This is a genomic window from Streptomyces sp. NPDC096079, from assembly GCF_040303145.1.
Lineage (GTDB): Bacteria > Actinomycetota > Actinomycetes > Streptomycetales > Streptomycetaceae > Streptomyces.
In genome coordinates, this window is the sequence record NZ_JBEOST010000002.1 from 295,864 (window position 1) to 312,670 (window position 16,807).

A 16,807-nucleotide genomic window follows, 5' to 3' on the forward strand; every position below is an offset into this window, starting at 1 on the left:
ACGGTCAGCGCGAGGTGTCGAAGACCTCGTCGCGCGTGGTGGCGAGGGCGCTTTCGAGGGCCCCGCGCAGGACGGGGCTCCGGCGGACGGCGGAGAGGACGAGCCGCGGCCGGGACGGGGCGAGGTCGGCGAGTTCGGCCTGCACGCGCGCGCGGAGCGGCTCGCCGCCGGGGACGAGGGCGTCCCCGGACAGCACGATCAGCTCGGGGTCGAGGACCGCCACCAGGGCGGCGAGTCCGGTGGCGAGGCGCTCGGCGTACCGGTCGAGCAGTTCCGCGTACCGGGGGTCCTCCTCGTGCGCCGCGGCGGCGTGCGAGAGCAGCCCGGTCACCACCGGTACGAAGGGGTGGTCGGGGGTCTCGATGCCGGCGGCGCGGGCGATCCGGGGCACGGACTGGATGCCGGCGAGCTCCTGGAAGCCGCCGGAGTTGGCCTTGGTGACCTGCCGTACGAGCGGGGTGCCGGGCACGGGCATGAAGCCGAGCTCGCCGGCGCCGCCGGTGAAGCCGCGGTGCAGCCGCCCGCCGAGGACGAGGGCGGCACCGAGGCCCCACTCGTTCCACAGCAGGGCGAAGTCCCCGTGGCCCCGCGCGGCGCCCAGGCGCTGTTCGGCGACGGCGACGAGGTTCACGTCGTTCTCGTACTCGAAGGGCATGGGCAGGGCGGCGGCCAGCTCCTCCAGGAGGGTGGGCGAGTGCCAGCCGGGCAGGTGGGAGGCGTACCGCAGGCGCCCGGTGGCCGGGTCGAAGGCGCCGGGGGTGCCGATGACGAGGCGCCGGACCTCCTCGCGGGCGATCCCGGCCGCCTTGACGGCCCCGTCGAGGGCGTCGGTGACCTGGCGGACCACGCCGGAGGCGGAGCGGCCGGGGGTGCGGATCTCGAACTCGCCGACGATCTCGCCCGTGATGTCGGCGACGGCGGCGCGGACCCGGTGCTGGTCGACGTCGAGTCCGGCGGCGTACCCGGCCCGCGGGTTGACCCCGTACAACTGGGCGTTGGGTCCCGGCCGGCCCGCGGTGGTGCCGGTGGCGACGACGAGCCCGGCCGCTTCGAGCCGGGCGAGCAGCTGGGAGGCGGTCGGCTTGGACAGGCCGGTGAGGTTGCCGATCCTGGTGCGCGAGAGGGGGCCGTGCTCCAGGAGCAGGTCCAGGGCGGCGCGGTCGTTCATGGCCCGCAGGACACGCGGTGTACCGGGGGTTCCCGGGGTCGTACCCGCCATGGGACTCACACCTGCCTCGTCGGTGACCACACTGTTAGGAAACTTTCCTATTGGGTTGGGAGGAAGGTAAGGCGGCCGTCACGAAGGCGTCAATACCCGGGAACGCGACACGCCCCCGAAGGCAACCAAAGCGTTACCCGTGGGGGCGTGCGGGACGGACGGGACTACTTCGCCAGGTCCGGCTTCGGCAGCGGGGTCGCCGCCGCCGACTGCGGCGAGGTCGTCGAGGCGAACGCCGACGGGGCCGCCATGCCGGCCGTCGGGTCGGCCGCCGACTCCTCGGCCTGCGGCGGAATCCCGCCGACGATCCGGATCCCGGCCTCGTCCAGACCCCGCTTGATGCGCCAGCGCAGCTCGCGCTCCACACCCAGCTTCTTGCCCGGCATCGTCTTCACCGAGACCCGGACCGTCATCGAGTCGAGCAGCACCTCGCTCAGACCCAGCACCTCCACCGGGCCCCAGAGGCGCTCGTTCCAGGGCTCCTCCTTCGCCATGACCTCGCCCGCCCCGGCGATCACGGCCCGCACCTTCTCCAGGTCCTCCGTCGGCCGGACCGTGACGTCCACCCCGGCCGTCGCCCAGCCCTGGCTGAGGTTCCCTATCCGCTTGATCTCGCCGTTGCGGACGTACCAGATCTCGCCGTCCACCCCGCGCAGCTTCGTCACCCGCAGGCCCACCTCGACGACCTCGCCGGAGGCCACGCCCGCGTCGACGGAGTCACCGACGCCGTACTGGTCCTCCAGGATCATGAAGACGCCGGACAGGAAGTCCGTCACCAGGTTCCGCGCGCCGAAACCGATCGCCACACCGGCCACACCCGCCGAGGCGAGCAGCGGCGCCAGGTCGATCTTGAACGCGCCGAGGATCATCAGCCCGGCCGTGCCGAGGATCAGGAAGGACGCCACCGAGCGGAGCACCGACCCGATCGCCTCCGAGCGCTGCCGCCGCCGCTCGGTGTTCACCAGGAGCCCGCCGAGCGCGGTCCCCTCCACCGCCTGGGCCGAGCGGTTCATCCGCTCGATCAGCTTCGTCAGGGCCCGCCGCACGGCCATCCGGAGCAGCAGTGCGACGACCAGGATCAGCAGGATGCGCAGTCCCGTGTTCAGCCAGGTGGACCAGTTCTCCTCCACCCAGCTCGCCGCGTTGGTGGCCTTCTCCGCGGCCTCGTCCAGGGTCACCGGCATCGGATCGGGTTCGGTGGCAGCCGCCAGGGCGGACCAGGACACGGGACAACCTCCAGGCATCGCGTACGCAGGCCATCCACAGTAACGGTGCGTCGGACGTGGTCCCGTAGCCGTGTTCGAGGGAGAGACGGACCTCACCTGGGCACATACCGGGGAGACATGCCGATGTGGTCGAGAACACCCCGTGCGCCGTCACCCCGATTCCGGTACGTGGTGGCGCCGCGACCAGGCATGAGGAGAGACTGAGAGCAGTTCGTCCCGGCGCGAGCCACGCGCCGCCGGCGTCATAGGAGGCATCCGTGCCGCATGTCCTGGTCCTCAACGCGTCGTACGAGCCGCTCGGCGTCGTACCGCTCCGCCGCGCACTCGTCCTCGTCCTGGAGAACAAGGCTCTCTGCCTCGAGGAGTCCGGCGCCTTCCTGCACAGCGAGACCCAAGTCCTCCCCGCTCCCAGTGTGGTGCGACTGAAGCGCTTCGTGCGGGTCCCCTACCGGGGGCCCGTTCCCTTGACCCGCCGGGCGCTCTTCGCGCGCGACGGCGGGCGCTGCGCGTACTGCGGGGGCGTCGCGACCAGCGTCGACCACGTCATCCCGCGCAGCCGCGGGGGCACGCACGCCTGGGAGAACGTGGTGGCGGCCTGCCGCCGCTGCAACCACGTCAAGGCCGACCGGCACCTGCGCGAGCTGGGCTGGCGGCTGCGGCACCAACCCGCCCCGCCGACCGGCCTGGCCTGGCGGATCATCGGGACCGGACACCGGGACCCCCGCTGGCTGCCGTACCTGGAGCCGTACGGCGCCGAGGCCGTCATGGCCCGGATCGACTCCGTCGCAGACACCCCCGTGAGGGCGCTGACGACGGGTTGAGCCGGGCCTTTCGCGTACGCGGGGGGCTTCCGGCACGGAGCGGCGCGACCCTCAGGGGGCGGGCCGCTCCTCCGGCGTGCCCGCCCGCGCCCGGCCCGTGTCCTCCCGCTCCCCGCCCGTGCCCTCCCGCTGGTCCGGCGCGTCCTTCCGCTCCTCGGGCGCGCCCTGCCGCTCCTTCTCGGGCGGGGCCACCGCGTAGGTCTCCACCGACCAGAGCGAATAGCCGAAGCGGGTCGCCCGCGTCTCGCCCTGGACCCGCAGGAAACGGGTGTCCGCCGCGTCCATGCGGACCGACTCCCGGCCGCCCCGGCCGTCCGCGACGGTCGCCGCCGTCCGCCAGACCCGCCCGTCGGCCGAGACCTGCACCCGGTATCGGGAGGCGTACGCGTCCTGCCAGTGCAGCACCACCTGCCCTATCCGGGCCGGCTCGGGCAGCTCCAGCTGCCACCAGGCGCCGTCCTCCGCGGGGGAGGACCAGCGGGTCGCCGGGTCGCCGTCCACGGCCGACGCGGCGGGGAAGTCCGGCGTCTCGTCGCCCGAGGAGGACGCGGTGGCCGCCCGCGCCAGGTCCGGGCCCGCCGTCCGGGGGAAGGCCCGCACCGTCAGGACCCGCTCCTCGCCCGCGAAGGACACCGGCACCCGGTAGGAGCCGGCCGGCACGCCCGCGGCCACGGACACCTCCAGGGGCACCGTCGTCCCCGTGCCGCGGCCCACCACGACCTGCTCCGGCAGCCGCACCGCGACGCCCTTCGGGGCCTTCGCCGTCAGCGCCCCGCGGACCTCGCCCGCGCGCCGGCCCGTCAGCTCCACGTCCACCCGCTGCGCCGGGCCGCCGATCTCCGCGTCCGTCTCGGTCCTGGCCAGGGCGAGTCCGGCGCGCGGCCCGTCCGCGAACCACGGCACGAGCGAGCGCACCTCGGGCGCGGGACCCGCGCCGCTCCACACCACCCGCAGCGCCTCCGCCCGCAGCCCCTTCAGCTCGGTCTGCGTCCACCCGGACTCCGACAGCGGGCCGAGCGGCCGCCAGCCCTCGCCGGGGACGTACGCCTCCACGCGCGCGTCCCGGGCCGTGTCCGGCGCGGTCATGACCGTCAGCGCCTCCACGGCGCGCGCCCGGTCGAGCCGCACGGTGTACGAGCCGGGGGCACGGTCCGCCCGCGCCGCCGGCGCCCGGTCGGCGCCGGTCCAGGCCGCCGACTCCGTCACCGCGCGCGTGAGGAACGGATCGAGGACTCCGGAGCCGACCGTCACCCGGCCCGCCTCCAGGACCTTCCGCTGCCCCTCCAGGTCCAGCTGCGCCCGCCAGGCCGCCGCGCCGTCGCCCCGGTCCTGCGCGAGGAGCATGTCGACCGCCGTCTCGCCGGCCCGGCCGTACCGGGAGAGCTGCTCCAGCCAGGGCGCCGTCTCGTCGCCCAGGGCGCCGCCGGCGGCGGCCGTGAGCCGCTCGGGGGCCCGGCGCATCACGGTGAACGCGTCCCGCAGCTCGCGCGCCGCCTTCTCCCGCGTGGCCGTCCCGGTGCCCGTGCGGGAGGCCCAGAAGGCCGCCAGGAGCGGCTTCAGGTAGGCGGATTCACCGCCCGGGGCGAGGATCGAGGAGGAGCCGTTCCCGGCGAGCGCGCGCAGCGCCTCGCGGGCGGCGGGGTCGGGACCCGCCAGGTCGTCGACGGCCGCCAGCCAGGAGGCGCGGGGCCGGTAGCCCTTCGGGTTCCAGGCGTAGTCGGCGGTGGTGAAGAGCGGGATGCGGGAGGCCACGGACTGCTCCATGGCGTGCGCGAGATAGGCGGCGGAACCGGCGGCCACGGCCGGGTCCCGGCCGGTGGCGGGGCCCAGGAACAGCCGGTCCTGCGCGTAGTCGTTGACCGGGTAGTTGTCCAGGGTGACCAGCGGGTGGCCGCCCAGGGCCCGGCGCGTGCCCGCCAGTTCGCCGCCGGTGATCGTGCGCGGGACGACGCCGACGCCCGTCCAGGCGACCCGCACGTCCGTGTCGAGCGCCGCGGCGAGCTTCGCGCGGTACGCGGTCGTGCCGTCCTGGTAGTACTCCGTCGGCATCACCGTCAGCGGCTCGGCGTCCGGGTGCCGTGCGGCGAGGTGCCGCGCGACGGCGTTCGCCACGCGCGCGTGGGCGGTGGCCGCCGCCTCCGGTCCGCGCCCGAAGGTGTCGGCGTCCTCGTCGCAGTGCCACTCGTCGTACGAGGAGTCCTGGAACTGCAGCTGGAAGGAGCGCACCCCCAGCTCCCACATGGCGTCCAGCTTCCCCGTCAGGGCCGCCACGTCCCCGGCCGAGGCCAGGCACATGGACTGGGCGGGCGCCACGGCCCAGCCGAGCGTCACGTGGTTGGCGCGGGCCCGCCGGGCGAGGGCGCGGAACTCCTCCTGCTGCGCGGCCGGGTAGGGCTCGCGCCACTGCGCCTGGCGGTACGGGTCGTCGCCGGGCGCGTACAGATAGCGGTTCTGCTTGGTGCGGCCCAGGAAGTCCAGCTGGGCGAGCCGCTGTTCCCGGGTCCAGGGGCGGCCGTAGAAGCCCTCGGTGATGCCGCGCTCGACCGTGCCGGGCCAGTCGCGGACGACGACGCCGGGGATCTCCCGCCCGGAGCCGAGGAGCTGACGCAGCGTCTGGACGGCGTGGAACAGGCCGTCCTCGCCGATCCCGTCCAGGACGACGGTGTCCCGCCCCCGGAAGCGGCCCGTCGCGAGCCGGTAGCCGCCGCGCGGCAGGTCGAGGCGCTCGGGCACGCGCAGGGCGGACAGGGCCTCCTGGGCGCCCGAGCCCTCGCCGTCGCTCCCGCCGCTGGGCCCGGCGAGCCGCAGCACCGGGCCCCGGCCGGGCAGCGCGCCGTGCACGGTCCGCACCCCGGCGGCCCGCAGCAGCTCGCGCAGGGCGGCGAGGGCGTACGGATCGGCGTCGGCGTCCGCGAGCAGCGTCACCTCGTCCCCGAGGCGTACGGAGGACCCGGCGGCGGCCAGCGACTGCGGCCGGGGCCAGACGGCGGGCACGCGCCCGGCCGCGGCGTCCGTACGGGGCGCGGCCGGCCGCACGGGGGCGCCGGGAGCCGTGGCCGCCGGGGCCGGGGGCGCCGTCGGCGTCACCGGAGCCGTCGGGGTCGTGGGAGCCGTCGGGAGGGCCTGCGCCGAGCCCGGCACCGCGCCGCCGAGCAGACCGCCGATGACGGCGGCGGCGACGGCCGTCGCGGTCCGCTTCCTGCGCCCGAGGTGCACGGGCTCTCCCTTCGGCCGGGGCCGGCGACTCCGCCGGTTGGTCACGATCGGGTCACGAGCCCACCACCCGTCGCACGGAGGTGTCAATGCGGGTGGCCGATGTGTCGCCTTTGCCCGGCGAGCCGTCGGCGAGGTGACGTCACTTCACCGCGTTCCGCCGGTAAAACGAGGTGCGGTGGGTAGGGCTGTCGTTGCCCAGGTCCCACCTGTCGAGACGAAACCGGGAGACCCCCGTGACCACGACCGCCCCTCACCTCGGACGGATACGCATTCCCCAGCAGTCGGCACCGGCCGGCGAACCGCTGACCAGCGAGCCGCCCCTGCCCGACGCGTCACCCCTCACCAGCGAGCCGCCCCTGGCCGTGGCGGCCCCCCTGACCAGCGAACCCACCGCCCCCGGCAGCGCGGGCGGCCCGGAGTCCCCCGGAGTGTGAAGTGACCCTGGCCCGTCTCGCCGCCCGTCACGGCGTCGCCACCGTCCACAGCCCCTCGGAGGGCGTCACGGTCCCCGTGCCGGACGCCACCGTGGTCGCCGTCCTCGCCGCCCTCGGCGTCGACGCCGCCACCCCGGAGGCGGTCGCCGCCGCCCTCGACGAAGCCGAACGGGCCGACCGGGAGCGCCTGCTGCCCCCGACCCTGGTCCGCCACGGCGGCGAGGAGCCCACCGGCCCCCCGGCGGACCTGCCGGCCGGCACCCGCCTCCGCGTCACCACCGAGGACGGCGCCGTCGTCACCGGCCCCGACTGGTCCGGGCTGCCGCTCGGCGTCCACACGGTCGAGGCGCAGGCCCCCGACGGGCGCGCGGCCACCGCCACGCTGATCGTGAGCCCCGCGCGCGTGCCCGGGCCCGGGCCTCGCGCCTACGGGCTGCTCGTCCAGCTGTACTCGCTGCTCTCCGCCCGCTCCTGGGGCATGGGCGACCTCGGCGACCTGCGGGAGCTCGCCACCTGGGCGGGCCGCACGCACGGTGCCGGGTTCGTCCAGGTCAACCCGCTCCACGCGGGCGTGCCCGGCGCCCCGAGCGACCCCTCCCCGTACCGCCCGTCCTCGCGCCGCTTCCCGGACCCCGTCCACCTCCGGATCGAGGAGATCCCCGAGTACGCCCTGCTGGGGCCCGAGCGGCGCGAGGAGCTCGACCGGATCCTCTCCGAAGCCGCCGAACTGCGCGAACGGGTGCTCGGCAAGGGCGCCCTGATCGACCGGGACGCCGTCTGGGAGGTCAAGCGGCGCGCCCTGGAGCTGGTCCTCGGCTCCGTCGAGCCCGGACCCGGCCGCCGCGCCGACTTCCACGACTTCCTCGCCGAGCGCGGCCGCGCCCTGGAGGACCACGCCACCTACCAGGCCCTCGCCGAGCGGCACGGCCCGCACTGGCGGAGCTGGCCCGAGGAGCTGCGCACCCCGCGCGCGGCGGAGACCGTCGTGCGCGACGATCCCGCGCTGGCCGCCCGGGTCGACTTCCACTGCCGGCTGGCCTGGCTGACGGACCGGCAGCTGGCCGCGGCCGCCCACGCCGCCCGCGAGGCCGGCATGGCGATCGGGATCGTCCACGACCTGGCGGTCGGCGTCCACCCCGAGGGCTCGGACGCCTGGGCGCAGCAGGAGGCCTTCGCGGCCGGCATGTCGGTCGGCGCCCCGCCCGACGCCTTCAACTCCCGCGGCCAGGACTGGGGCCTGCCGCCCTGGCGGCCCGACGCCCTCGCCGCCGCGGGCTACGCCCCGTACCGGGGACTCCTCCGCGAACTCCTGCGCCACGCGGGCGCGTTGCGCATCGACCACGTGATGGGCCTGTTCCGCCTGTGGTGGGTCCCGGAGGGCCGCGAGCCCACCGAGGGCACCTACGTCCGGTACGACGCCGAGGCGATGCTCGCGGTCCTCGTCCTGGAGGCCCACCGCGCCGGCGCCCTCGTCATCGGCGAGGACCTCGGCACGGTCGAGCCGGGCGTACGGGAGGAGCTGGCCCGGCGCGGGGTGTTCGGGACCTCCGTGCTCTGGTTCGAGCGGGACTGGGCGGGCACCGGCCGTCCGCTGCCCGCGGGGGAGTGGCGGGCGGAGTGCGTCGCCACCGCCACCACCCACGACCTGCCCTCCACGGCCGCCCGGCTCTCCGGCGAGCACGTCGGCCTGCGGCACCGGCTCGGGCTGCTCACCGGCGATCTGGACCGGGAGCGCGCGGCGGCCGCGGCGGAGACCGCCGAGTGGCTGGGCCTCTTCGAGCGGACGGGGCTGCTTCCGGAGGGGCCGGGGGACGAGGAGGCCGAGATCAGGGCCGTCCACCGGTTCCTGCTCGCGACCCCGGCGCGGATGGTGGGCGTGTGGCTGCCGGACGCCGTGGGGGACCGCAGACCGCAGAACCTGCCGGGCACCTGGGACGAGTTCCCCAACTGGCGGCTGCCGGTCGCGGGCCCGGACGGGCAGCCGGTCACCCTGGAGCAGCTCGCCGCCTCGCCCCGGGCGCACGCCCTGCTGCGCGAGCTGAGGGACCGTACCGAGGCCTCGGACGCTCGTTCGGCACCCCCGGGCGCGCGGCCCGTTTAGGTGTTCGCTACGTTTGCACCGTGGACAAGAAGAACGCTCTGCGCGCCGGCTCGCTCGCGGCCGGTACGACGCTGATGATGCTGCTCATGTCGTCCCCCGCGCTCGCGCTCACCCGCGACGACGGTGACGACCCGGCCCCCAAGCTGAGTGTCGCCGAGACCCTCGGCCTGTACGTGGCGGCGCCGCTGGTGCTGTTCGCGGTGATCGCCGGTCTGGTGATGGTGCTCGACAAGTCCAAGAAGGCGTAACCGCCGCACAGATCTTCGCCGAGGGCGCCGCACGGTACGAGGTACCGCGCGGCGCCCTCGCGCGCGTGGCGGCCGTTCACACGGTCGTCGCGAGCAGCTTCCTGAGCAGCCCGGACAGCTGGTCCGCCTCCTCCGCGGTGAGCGCGGACTCCAGGGCGGCGCGCTGCTCCCCGAGGCCGGCCCCGACGGCCTGGTCCACCAGCTCCCTGCCGCGCTCGCTGAGGGTGACGCGCAGTCCGCGCCGGTCGTTGGGGTCGGGGCTGCGCGTGAGCAGCCCGGCCTTCTCCAGCTTGTCCAGCCGGCCGGTCATGCCGCCGGTGGTGATCATCAGCGTGGCGGTCAGCTCGCGCGGCGAGAGCGTGTACGGCTCTCCTGACCTGCGCAGCGTCGCGAGCACGTCGAACTCCCCGAGTGCCATGCCGTAGGGCGCGTACGCCTTGTCCACCCTGCCGCGCATGGCGTTGGCCAGGCGGTAGATCCGCCCGAAGACCGCCATGGGGACGGTGTCCAGATCGGGGCGGACGGCCGCCCACTGGTCGGTGATGGCGTCGACGGCGTCGTGGCCGGGGGTCTGCGTGTCCATGTCCTCAGTGTTCCCTTCTCCGCTCCTCGATCGCAAGAGAGTCACTTACGAGGAAGTCACTTACAAGAAAGCCTCTTGCGGGAAAGTAGCTTAGTGGTAAGTTACTCATCACGAAGTCAGTCCGGCGCCCGCCGGGCCGGCACTCCACCGCAGGGGGAACCGTCATGTCCCGCAAGGCCGCCGTCGTAGCGCTGACCGCCCTCGCTCCGATCTCCTGGGGCTCCACCTACTTCGTCACCACCGAGTTCCTGCCGCCCGACCGGCCGCTCTTCACCGGCCTCATGCGCGCCCTGCCCGCCGGCCTCGCCCTCCTCGCCCTCACCCGCAAGCTCCCGCAGGGCGCCTGGTGGTGGAAGTCCGCGGTCCTCGGGGCCCTGAACATCGGCGCGTTCTTCCCGCTGCTCTTCCTCGCCGCCTACCGGCTCCCCGGCGGCGTCGCCGCGGTCGTCGGCTCCGTCGGCCCGCTCTTCGTCGTCGGCCTCGCGGCCCTCTTCCTCGGCGAGAAGCCCACGGTGCGGAGCATGCTCACCGCCGTCACCGCCGCCTTCGGCGTCAGCCTGGTCGTCCTGAAGGCCGGGGCCGCGTTCGACACGGTCGGCGTGCTCGCCGGACTCCTCTCCTCCCTCTCGATGTCCGCCGGCATCGTCTTCACCAAGCGCTGGGGCCGCCCCGAGGGCGTCGGCGCCCTCGCGCTCACCGGCTGGCAGCTCACCGCGGGCGGCCTGGTCATCCTGCCCATCGCCTTCCTGATCGAGGGCGCCCCGCCGGCCCTGACCGGCACCAACCTGGCCGGCTACGCCTACCTCGCCTTCGGCAACACCGCGATCTCGTACTTCCTCTGGTTCCGCGGCATCGAGCGGCTCAGCGCCTCCTCGGCCACCCTGCTCGGCCCGCTCTCGCCGATCACCGCGGCCGTCATCGGCTGGGCGGCGCTCGGCCAGGCCCTCGGCCCGGTGCAGGTCCTGGGCATGCTGATCGCCTTCGGCGCCACCCTGGCCGGCCAGCTGAGCCCCCGCGGCGCCAAGGCCGCCCAGGCCCCCGAGGCCGCGGACGCCCCCACCGCAGAACCGTTCAGCAAGGCTGAACGGAACGGTCAGGAAGTTTCGATGGACCTGGAGGTTTCGGAGGTGCGACGGTAACGGGCATGAGCCTGGACACCGCCCGGAACCCGACCGCCCCCGACAGAACCACCGCAGCCACCGAGAGGCCGGCACCCGCCAAGGGCGCCGGCCTCGGCGTGCTCCTCGCCCTCCTCGCCACCGTCGTCTGGTCCGGCAGCTTCGTCGTCGCCCGCGCCCTCCACGACACCGTTCCCCCGGTGCAGGCCGCCTTCTGGCGCTGGATCGTCGCCCTCCTCGCCGTGGCCCCGCTCGCCGCCCGCGAGACCTGGCGGCAGCGGCACCTGATCCGCCGCCACCTCCGCTTCCTCGCCCTCGCCTCACTGCTGGGCATCACCGTCTACAACACCCTGGTCAACCAGGCCGGGACCGCCACCTCCGCCGGCAACATGGGCATGATCATGGCCGCGTCCCCGGTCCTCATGGCCCTCTTCGCCCGCCTCGGCGGCACCCGCCTCGGCCCGCGCCGCACCACCGGCATGCTCATCGCCTGCGCCGGCGTCCTGCTCCTCGTCAGCAAGGGCTCCCTCGCCCCCGACCTCGCCGTCGGCGACCTCTGGGTCACGGCCGCGGCCGTCTGCTTCGCCTCCTACAGCGCCCTGCTGAAGCGCCGCCCCGCCGAACTCGGCGGCCTCGCCTTCCTCTTCACCACCTTCGCCCTCGGCGCGCTCATGCTGCTCCCCGCGTACGGGATCAGCCTCGCCGTCCAGGGCGGCTTCCAGCCCACCACCGGCACCGTCGGCCCGCTCGTCTACGTCGGCGTCCTCTCCTCCGCCGTCGCCTTCTTCGCCTGGAACAAGGCCGTCACCCTGATCGGCGCGGCCCGCGCCGGGATCGTCTACTACCTCCAGCCCGTCTGCGTCGCCCTGCTCTCGTACGCCCTCCTCGGCGAACGGCTCGGCGTCCTCGGCGGCGCGAGCATGGTCCTCATCCTCGGCGGGGTCGCGCTGAGCTCGGCGAAGTAGCCGGGGCCGGATATGTTGCGCCCCATGACCGAGTGGGACATCAAGAAGCTCCAGATCCTCCGCACCCTCCGCGACCGCGGCACCGTCACCGCGACCGCGGAGGCGCTGCTCATGACCCCCTCGGCCGTCTCGCAGCAGCTCACCAACCTCGCCAAGCAGCTCGGCGTGCGGCTCCTGGAGGCCCAGGGCCGCCGGGTCCGCCTCACCGACGCCGCCCATCTGGTGCTGCGCCACGCCGAGGTGGTCTTCGCGCAGCTGGAGCGCGCCGACGCCGAACTCGACGGCTACCTGCGGGGCGAGGCGGGACAGGTCAGGGTCGCGGCCTTCTCGACGTCCGTGCCCGCGCTGCTCGTGCCCGCCGTGCGGCAGCTGCGCACCGCCCACCCCGGGCTCGACGTCCGGATCCGGGAGGCCGAGGCGGCGGAGGCGTACGAGCTGCTCACCGCCGGCGAGGTCGACCTCGCCCTCTCGCTCGCCGCCCACGCGCCCTCCGCGCGCGACCCCAAGTACAGCCGGGTGCCGCTGCTCGCCGACCCCCTCGACGTCGCCCTGCCCGCCGGGCACCCGCTCGCCGACGCGCCGGGCCTGCGGCTCGCCGACCTCGCCGCCGAACCGTGGATCTTCGGCGGCTCCGGACCCTGGTCCGAGATCACCACCGCCGCCTGCGAGGCCGCCGGATTCGTGCCCGAGCAGGCCCACAGCGCCTCCGGCTGGACGGCGATCCTCGCCATGGTCGAGGCCGGTCTCGGGATCGCGCTCGTGCCCCGGATGGCCTCCGCGGACCGCCGGGGCGGCAGCGGGGTCGTTATGCGGGTCCTCTCCGCCGACCAGCCGCGGCGCCACGTCGTCGCGGCGGTGCGCAGCGGGGCGGAGGAGGGACCGGCGGTGGCCCGGGTGCTCGCCGCGCTCCGGCAGGCGGCGGCGGCCCGCGAAACCGTTCAGCAGAACTGAACATGCCTGTCGAAAACATTCGATGGACCAGGGTGCCGTCGGCGCGGCAGAGTCGACGACATGAGCAGCCTCGACGCGAACCAGGACCCGCACGCCAACGACGCCGCCCCCTACTCCGGCGGGGATCCCTACGCCGACTACCGCACCGGTGACTTCCCCTTCACCGAGCTGGTCGACCTCGCCGACCGCCGCCTCGGCGCCGGGGTCGTCGCCGCCAACGACGAGTTCTTCGCCGAGCGCGAGAACCTCCTCGTCCGCGAGCGCGCCGTGTTCGACCCGGAGCACTTCGGCCACAAGGGCAAGATCATGGACGGCTGGGAGACCCGCCGCCGCCGTGGCGCCGACGCCGAGAACGTCTTCCCCGCCCCCGAGGACCACGACTGGGCGATCGTCCGCCTCGGCGCCCCCGGCGTCATCCGCGGGATCATCGTCGACACCGCCCACTTCCGCGGCAACTACCCGCAGAAGGTCAGCATCCAGGCCACCGCCGTCGAGGGCTCGCCCAGCCCCGCCGAGCTGCTCGACGCGAAGTGGGAGGAGCTCGTCCCGCAGACCCCCGTCCGGGGCCACGCCGCCAACGGCTTCACGATCGACGCCGAGCGCCGCTTCACCCACGTACGGCTCTGCCAGCACCCCGACGGCGGCGTCGCCCGGCTCCGCGTCCACGGCGAGGTCGTGCCCGACCCCGAGTGGCTGGAGCTCCTCGGCACGCTCGACCTGATCGCCGTGCTCAACGGCGGCTCGTACGAGGACGCCTCGGACAAGTTCTACTCCTCGCCGACCCAGATCATCCTGCCCGGCACCTCCCGCAAGATGGACGACGGCTGGGAGAACCGCCGCCGCCGGGTCCGCGACACCAACGACTGGGTCCGCTTCAAGCTCGTCGCCCAGGGCGCCGTCCGCGCCGTCGAGATCGACACCGCCTACCTCAAGGGCAACTCGGCCGGCTGGATCGCGCTCCAGGGCCGCAACGGCGACACGGGCGAGTGGTTCGAGATCATCCCGCGCACCCGCCTGCAGCCCGACACCCTGCACCGCTTCAAGCTGCCCGCGCAGGCCGTCGTCACCCACGTCCGGCTCGACGCCTTCCCCGACGGCGGCGTCGCCCGGATGCGGCTCCACGGTGCGCTCACGGAGCAGGGCGCGGCCGACCTGCGCGCCCGGTACGCCCGCCTCGGCGGCTGACACGCTTCCGCCCGGCGGCGCGGCCGCGCGCCGACGCCCGCCCGCCGGGCGGACTCCAAGCACCGCCTCCCCGGCGGTCCGAGCACGGCGAAGGGGCGCCCCCGTGGGGGAGGGCGCCCCTTCGTCGTTCAACCGGTTCGGCCTACTTCGCGGCCGCCGCGTCGGCCGCCCGCGCCCGCAGGGCGCGCTCGACGCCCGCGCGGGACTCCGTCACCATGCGCCGCAGCGCCGGGACCGGGTCGTGCTCGGCGATCCACGCGTCCGTCGCGTCCAGCGTCTCCTGCGAGACCTGGAGCGTCGGGTAGAGACCGACCACGATCTGCTGGATCATCTCGTGGCTGCGGGTCTCCGCGACGCCCTTGATCGCCGCGAAGTACTTCGCCGTGTACGCGGCGAGCAGCTCGCGCTGGTCCGCCTGGACGAAGCCGCCGATGACGGCCTCCTGCACGGCGTTCGCCAGCTGGTCGGACTCGACGACCGAGGCCCAGGCCTCCGCCTTCGCCGCCTCCGTCGGACGCGCCGCGCGCGCGGTCGCCGCGTGCCGCTCGCCCGCGGCCGTGCGGTCGCGCTCCAGCTCGCCGGCGATCTCCGGCTCGTCGTAGACGCCGGTGGCCGCGAGGCGCTGCACGAACGCCCAGCGCAGCTCGGTGTCCACCGCCAGGCCCTCGATGGACTCGCGGCCCTCCAGGAGCGCCGCCAGCAGGTCCAGCTGCTGCGGGGTGCGGGCGGTCGCCGCGAAGGCACGCGCCCACGCGAGCTGGTGGTCGCCGGCGGGCTCGGCGGCCTGCAGGTGCGCCAGCGTCGCCTCCGTCCAGCGCGTCAGACCGGCCTCGCGCCACTCCGGCGCCGCGTACAGGTCGAGGGCCGCCTTCACCTGGCCCTGGAGCGACTGCACCACGCCGATGTCGGACTCCTTGGCGATGCCCGAGAGCACCAGGTCCAGGTAGTCGCGGGTGGCCAGCTCGCCGTCCCGGGTCATGTCCCAGGCGGAGGCCCAGCACAGGGCGCGCGGCAGGGACTCGGCGAAGTCGCCGAGGTGCGCGGTGACGTTCTTCAGGGACACCTCGTCGAGGCGGACCTTCGCGTACGACAGGTCGTCGTCGTTGAGGAGGACGACCGCCGGGCGGGCCTTGCCGACCAGCGCCGGGACCTCGGTCAGCCCGGCCGCCGCGATGTCCAGCTCCAGACGGTCGGTGCGGACCAGCTTGCCGGCCGCGTCGAGGTCGTAGAAGCCGATCGCGATGCGGTGCGGGCGCAGCACGGCCTCGCCCTTGGCGCCGGCGGGCAGCGCCGGGGCCTCCTGCCTGACGGCGAAGGCGGTGATGGAGCCGTTCTCGTCGGTCTCGATCTCCGGGCGGAGGATGTTGATGCCGGCGGTCTCCAGCCACGCCTTCGACCAGGTCTTCAGGTCGCGGCCGGAGGTCTCCTCCAGGGCGCCGAGCAGGTCGGACAGGCGGGTGTTCCCGAAGGCGTGCGCCTGGAAGTACGCCTGGACGCCCTTGAAGAACTCGTCCTGGCCCACGTAGGCCACGAGCTGCTTCAGGACCGAGGCGCCCTTGGCGTACGTGATGCCGTCGAAGTTGACGAGCACGTCCTCCAGGTCGTTGATCTCGGCCATGATCGGGTGCGTCGACGGCAGTTGGTCCTGGCGGTAGGCCCAGGTCTTCTCGGCGTTGGCGAAGGTCGTCCAGGCGTTCGGCCAGCGGGTGCCGGGCACCGCGGCCTGGCAGGCGACCGAGGTGTACGTGGCGAACGACTCGTTCAGCCACAGGTCGTTCCACCACTCCATGGTGACGAGGTCGCCGAACCACATGTGGGCGAGCTCGTGGAGGATGGTCTCGGCACGCCGCTCGTACGCCGCGTCCGTCACCTTCGAGCGGAAGACGTACTGGTCGCGGATGGTGACCGCGCCCGCGTTCTCCATCGCGCCCGCGTTGAACTCCGGCACGAACAGCTGGTCGTACTTGGCGAACGGGTAGTCGTAGGCGAACTTCTCCTGGAACCACTCGAAGCCCTGGCGGGTCACGTCGAAGATGTGGTCCGCGTCGAGGAACTCGGCCAGCGAGGGACGGCAGTAGATGCCGAGCGGGACGACCTGGCCGTCCTTCTCGTACGTCGAGTGCACCGAGTGGTACGGGCCGACGATCAGGGCCGTGATGTACGTGGAGATGCGCGGGGTCGGCTCGAAGACCCACACGTCGTTCTCGGGCTTCGGAGTGGGGGAGTTCGAGATCACCGACCAGCCGCTCGGCGCCTTCACGGTGAACTGGAAGGTCGCCTTCAGGTCGGGCTGCTCGAACGAGGCGAAGACCCGCCGCGCGTCCGGCACCTCGAACTGGGTGTACAGATAGGCCTGGTCGTCGACCGGGTCGACGAAGCGGTGCAGACCCTCACCGGTGTTGGTGTACGCGCAGTCGGCGACGACCTTGAGCTCGTTGCGGCCCTGGGCCAGGTGGGCCAGGGCGATCCGCGAGTCGCGGAAGACGGCGGCGACGTCCAGCGAGCGGCCGTTGAGCACGACCTCGTGGACGGCGGGGGCGACGAGATCGATGAAGGTCTCGGCGCCGGCCTCGGCGGAATCGAAGCGGACGGTGGTGACGGACCGGTAGGTGCCGCCCTCCTGCGCACCGGTGAGGTCGAGGTCGACCTCGTACGCGTCCACGGTCAGCAGCGCCGCCCGCTGCTGAGCCTCTTCACGGGTCAGGTTGGTCCCAGGCACCCGGTCAACTCCTCGGTTTCG

At 74.3% G+C, this 16,807-nt stretch carries 13 protein-coding genes; 8 read left to right on the forward strand and 5 right to left on the reverse strand.

What is annotated here, in order from left to right; all coding sequences use genetic code 11:
- Nucleotides 1-4: 4 nt before the first annotated feature.
- Together ABTY59_RS05275 and ABTY59_RS05280 are read right to left on the reverse strand one after the other, a co-directional pair.
- Nucleotides 5-1,219: an ROK family transcriptional regulator gene (locus ABTY59_RS05275; protein WP_352017553.1), complete on the reverse strand. Its 1,215-nt coding sequence runs from the start codon at nt 1,217-1,219 to the stop codon at nt 5-7.
- Between the two features lie 164 nt (nt 1,220-1,383).
- Nucleotides 1,384-2,463 (reverse strand): mechanosensitive ion channel family protein, encoded by a 1,080-nt coding sequence (locus ABTY59_RS05280; RefSeq protein WP_403533653.1) that lies wholly within the window; start codon nt 2,461-2,463, stop codon nt 1,384-1,386.
- A 239-nt stretch (nt 2,464-2,702) separates the two neighbouring features.
- Between ABTY59_RS05280 and ABTY59_RS05285 the strand changes: the two genes are divergently transcribed.
- Nucleotides 2,703-3,266, forward strand: a complete 564-nt coding sequence (locus tag ABTY59_RS05285) for an HNH endonuclease (RefSeq protein WP_352017554.1) — start codon at nt 2,703-2,705, stop codon at nt 3,264-3,266.
- A gap of 51 nt (nt 3,267-3,317) precedes the next feature.
- Here the strand turns inward: ABTY59_RS05285 and ABTY59_RS05290 are convergent, their stop codons facing one another.
- Complete coding sequence (locus ABTY59_RS05290) at nt 3,318-6,482, reverse strand: glycoside hydrolase family 84 protein (RefSeq protein ID WP_352017555.1); 3,165 nt, start codon at nt 6,480-6,482, stop codon at nt 3,318-3,320.
- A gap of 233 nt (nt 6,483-6,715) precedes the next feature.
- On the opposite strand from ABTY59_RS05290, the gene ABTY59_RS05295 reads away from it, so the two are divergent.
- The 3 genes from ABTY59_RS05295 to ABTY59_RS05305 are packed head-to-tail and all read left to right on the forward strand — an operon-like array spanning nt 6,716 to nt 9,265.
- On the forward strand, nt 6,716-6,916 hold the full coding sequence (locus ABTY59_RS05295) for a hypothetical protein (protein ID WP_352017939.1): 201 nt from the start codon (nt 6,716-6,718) through the stop codon (nt 6,914-6,916).
- A gap of 1 nt (nt 6,917) precedes the next feature.
- Nucleotides 6,918-9,017 carry a 4-alpha-glucanotransferase gene (gene malQ, locus ABTY59_RS05300; RefSeq protein WP_352017556.1) on the forward strand — a complete coding sequence of 700 codons (2,100 nt, stop codon included), beginning with the start codon at nt 6,918-6,920 and terminating at the stop codon, nt 9,015-9,017.
- A gap of 20 nt (nt 9,018-9,037) precedes the next feature.
- Complete coding sequence (locus ABTY59_RS05305) at nt 9,038-9,265, forward strand: hypothetical protein (RefSeq protein ID WP_352017557.1); 228 nt, start codon at nt 9,038-9,040, stop codon at nt 9,263-9,265.
- Nucleotides 9,266-9,341: 76 nt separating this feature from the next.
- On the opposite strand, the gene ABTY59_RS05310 is transcribed toward ABTY59_RS05305, so the two are convergent.
- Nucleotides 9,342-9,848, reverse strand: a complete 507-nt coding sequence (locus ABTY59_RS05310) for a MarR family winged helix-turn-helix transcriptional regulator (RefSeq protein ID WP_352017558.1) — start codon at nt 9,846-9,848, stop codon at nt 9,342-9,344.
- Nucleotides 9,849-10,012: 164 nt separating this feature from the next.
- Here ABTY59_RS05310 and ABTY59_RS05315 point away from each other — a divergent pair, with 164 nt between their 5' ends.
- The 4 genes from ABTY59_RS05315 to alc are packed head-to-tail and all read left to right on the forward strand — an operon-like array spanning nt 10,013 to nt 14,067.
- Nucleotides 10,013-10,987, forward strand: a complete 975-nt coding sequence (locus ABTY59_RS05315; protein ID WP_352017559.1) for an EamA family transporter — start codon at nt 10,013-10,015, stop codon at nt 10,985-10,987.
- A 5-nt stretch (nt 10,988-10,992) separates the two neighbouring features.
- The gene (locus ABTY59_RS05320) at nt 10,993-11,931 is read left to right on the forward strand and encodes a DMT family transporter (protein ID WP_352017560.1); all 939 of its coding nucleotides are present in this window, start codon (nt 10,993-10,995) and stop codon (nt 11,929-11,931) included.
- 24 nt (nt 11,932-11,955) lie between these two features.
- Nucleotides 11,956-12,882: a LysR family transcriptional regulator gene (locus ABTY59_RS05325; protein ID WP_352017561.1), complete on the forward strand. Its 927-nt coding sequence runs from the start codon at nt 11,956-11,958 to the stop codon at nt 12,880-12,882.
- 60 nt (nt 12,883-12,942) lie between these two features.
- Nucleotides 12,943-14,067 carry an allantoicase gene (gene alc / locus ABTY59_RS05330; protein ID WP_352017562.1) on the forward strand — a complete coding sequence of 375 codons (1,125 nt, stop codon included), beginning with the start codon at nt 12,943-12,945 and terminating at the stop codon, nt 14,065-14,067.
- 142 nt (nt 14,068-14,209) lie between these two features.
- Here the strand turns inward: alc and pepN are convergent, their stop codons facing one another.
- Nucleotides 14,210-16,786: an aminopeptidase N gene (pepN, locus tag ABTY59_RS05335; RefSeq protein WP_352017563.1), complete on the reverse strand. Its 2,577-nt coding sequence runs from the start codon at nt 16,784-16,786 to the stop codon at nt 14,210-14,212.
- Nucleotides 16,787-16,807: the final 21 nt, after the last annotated feature.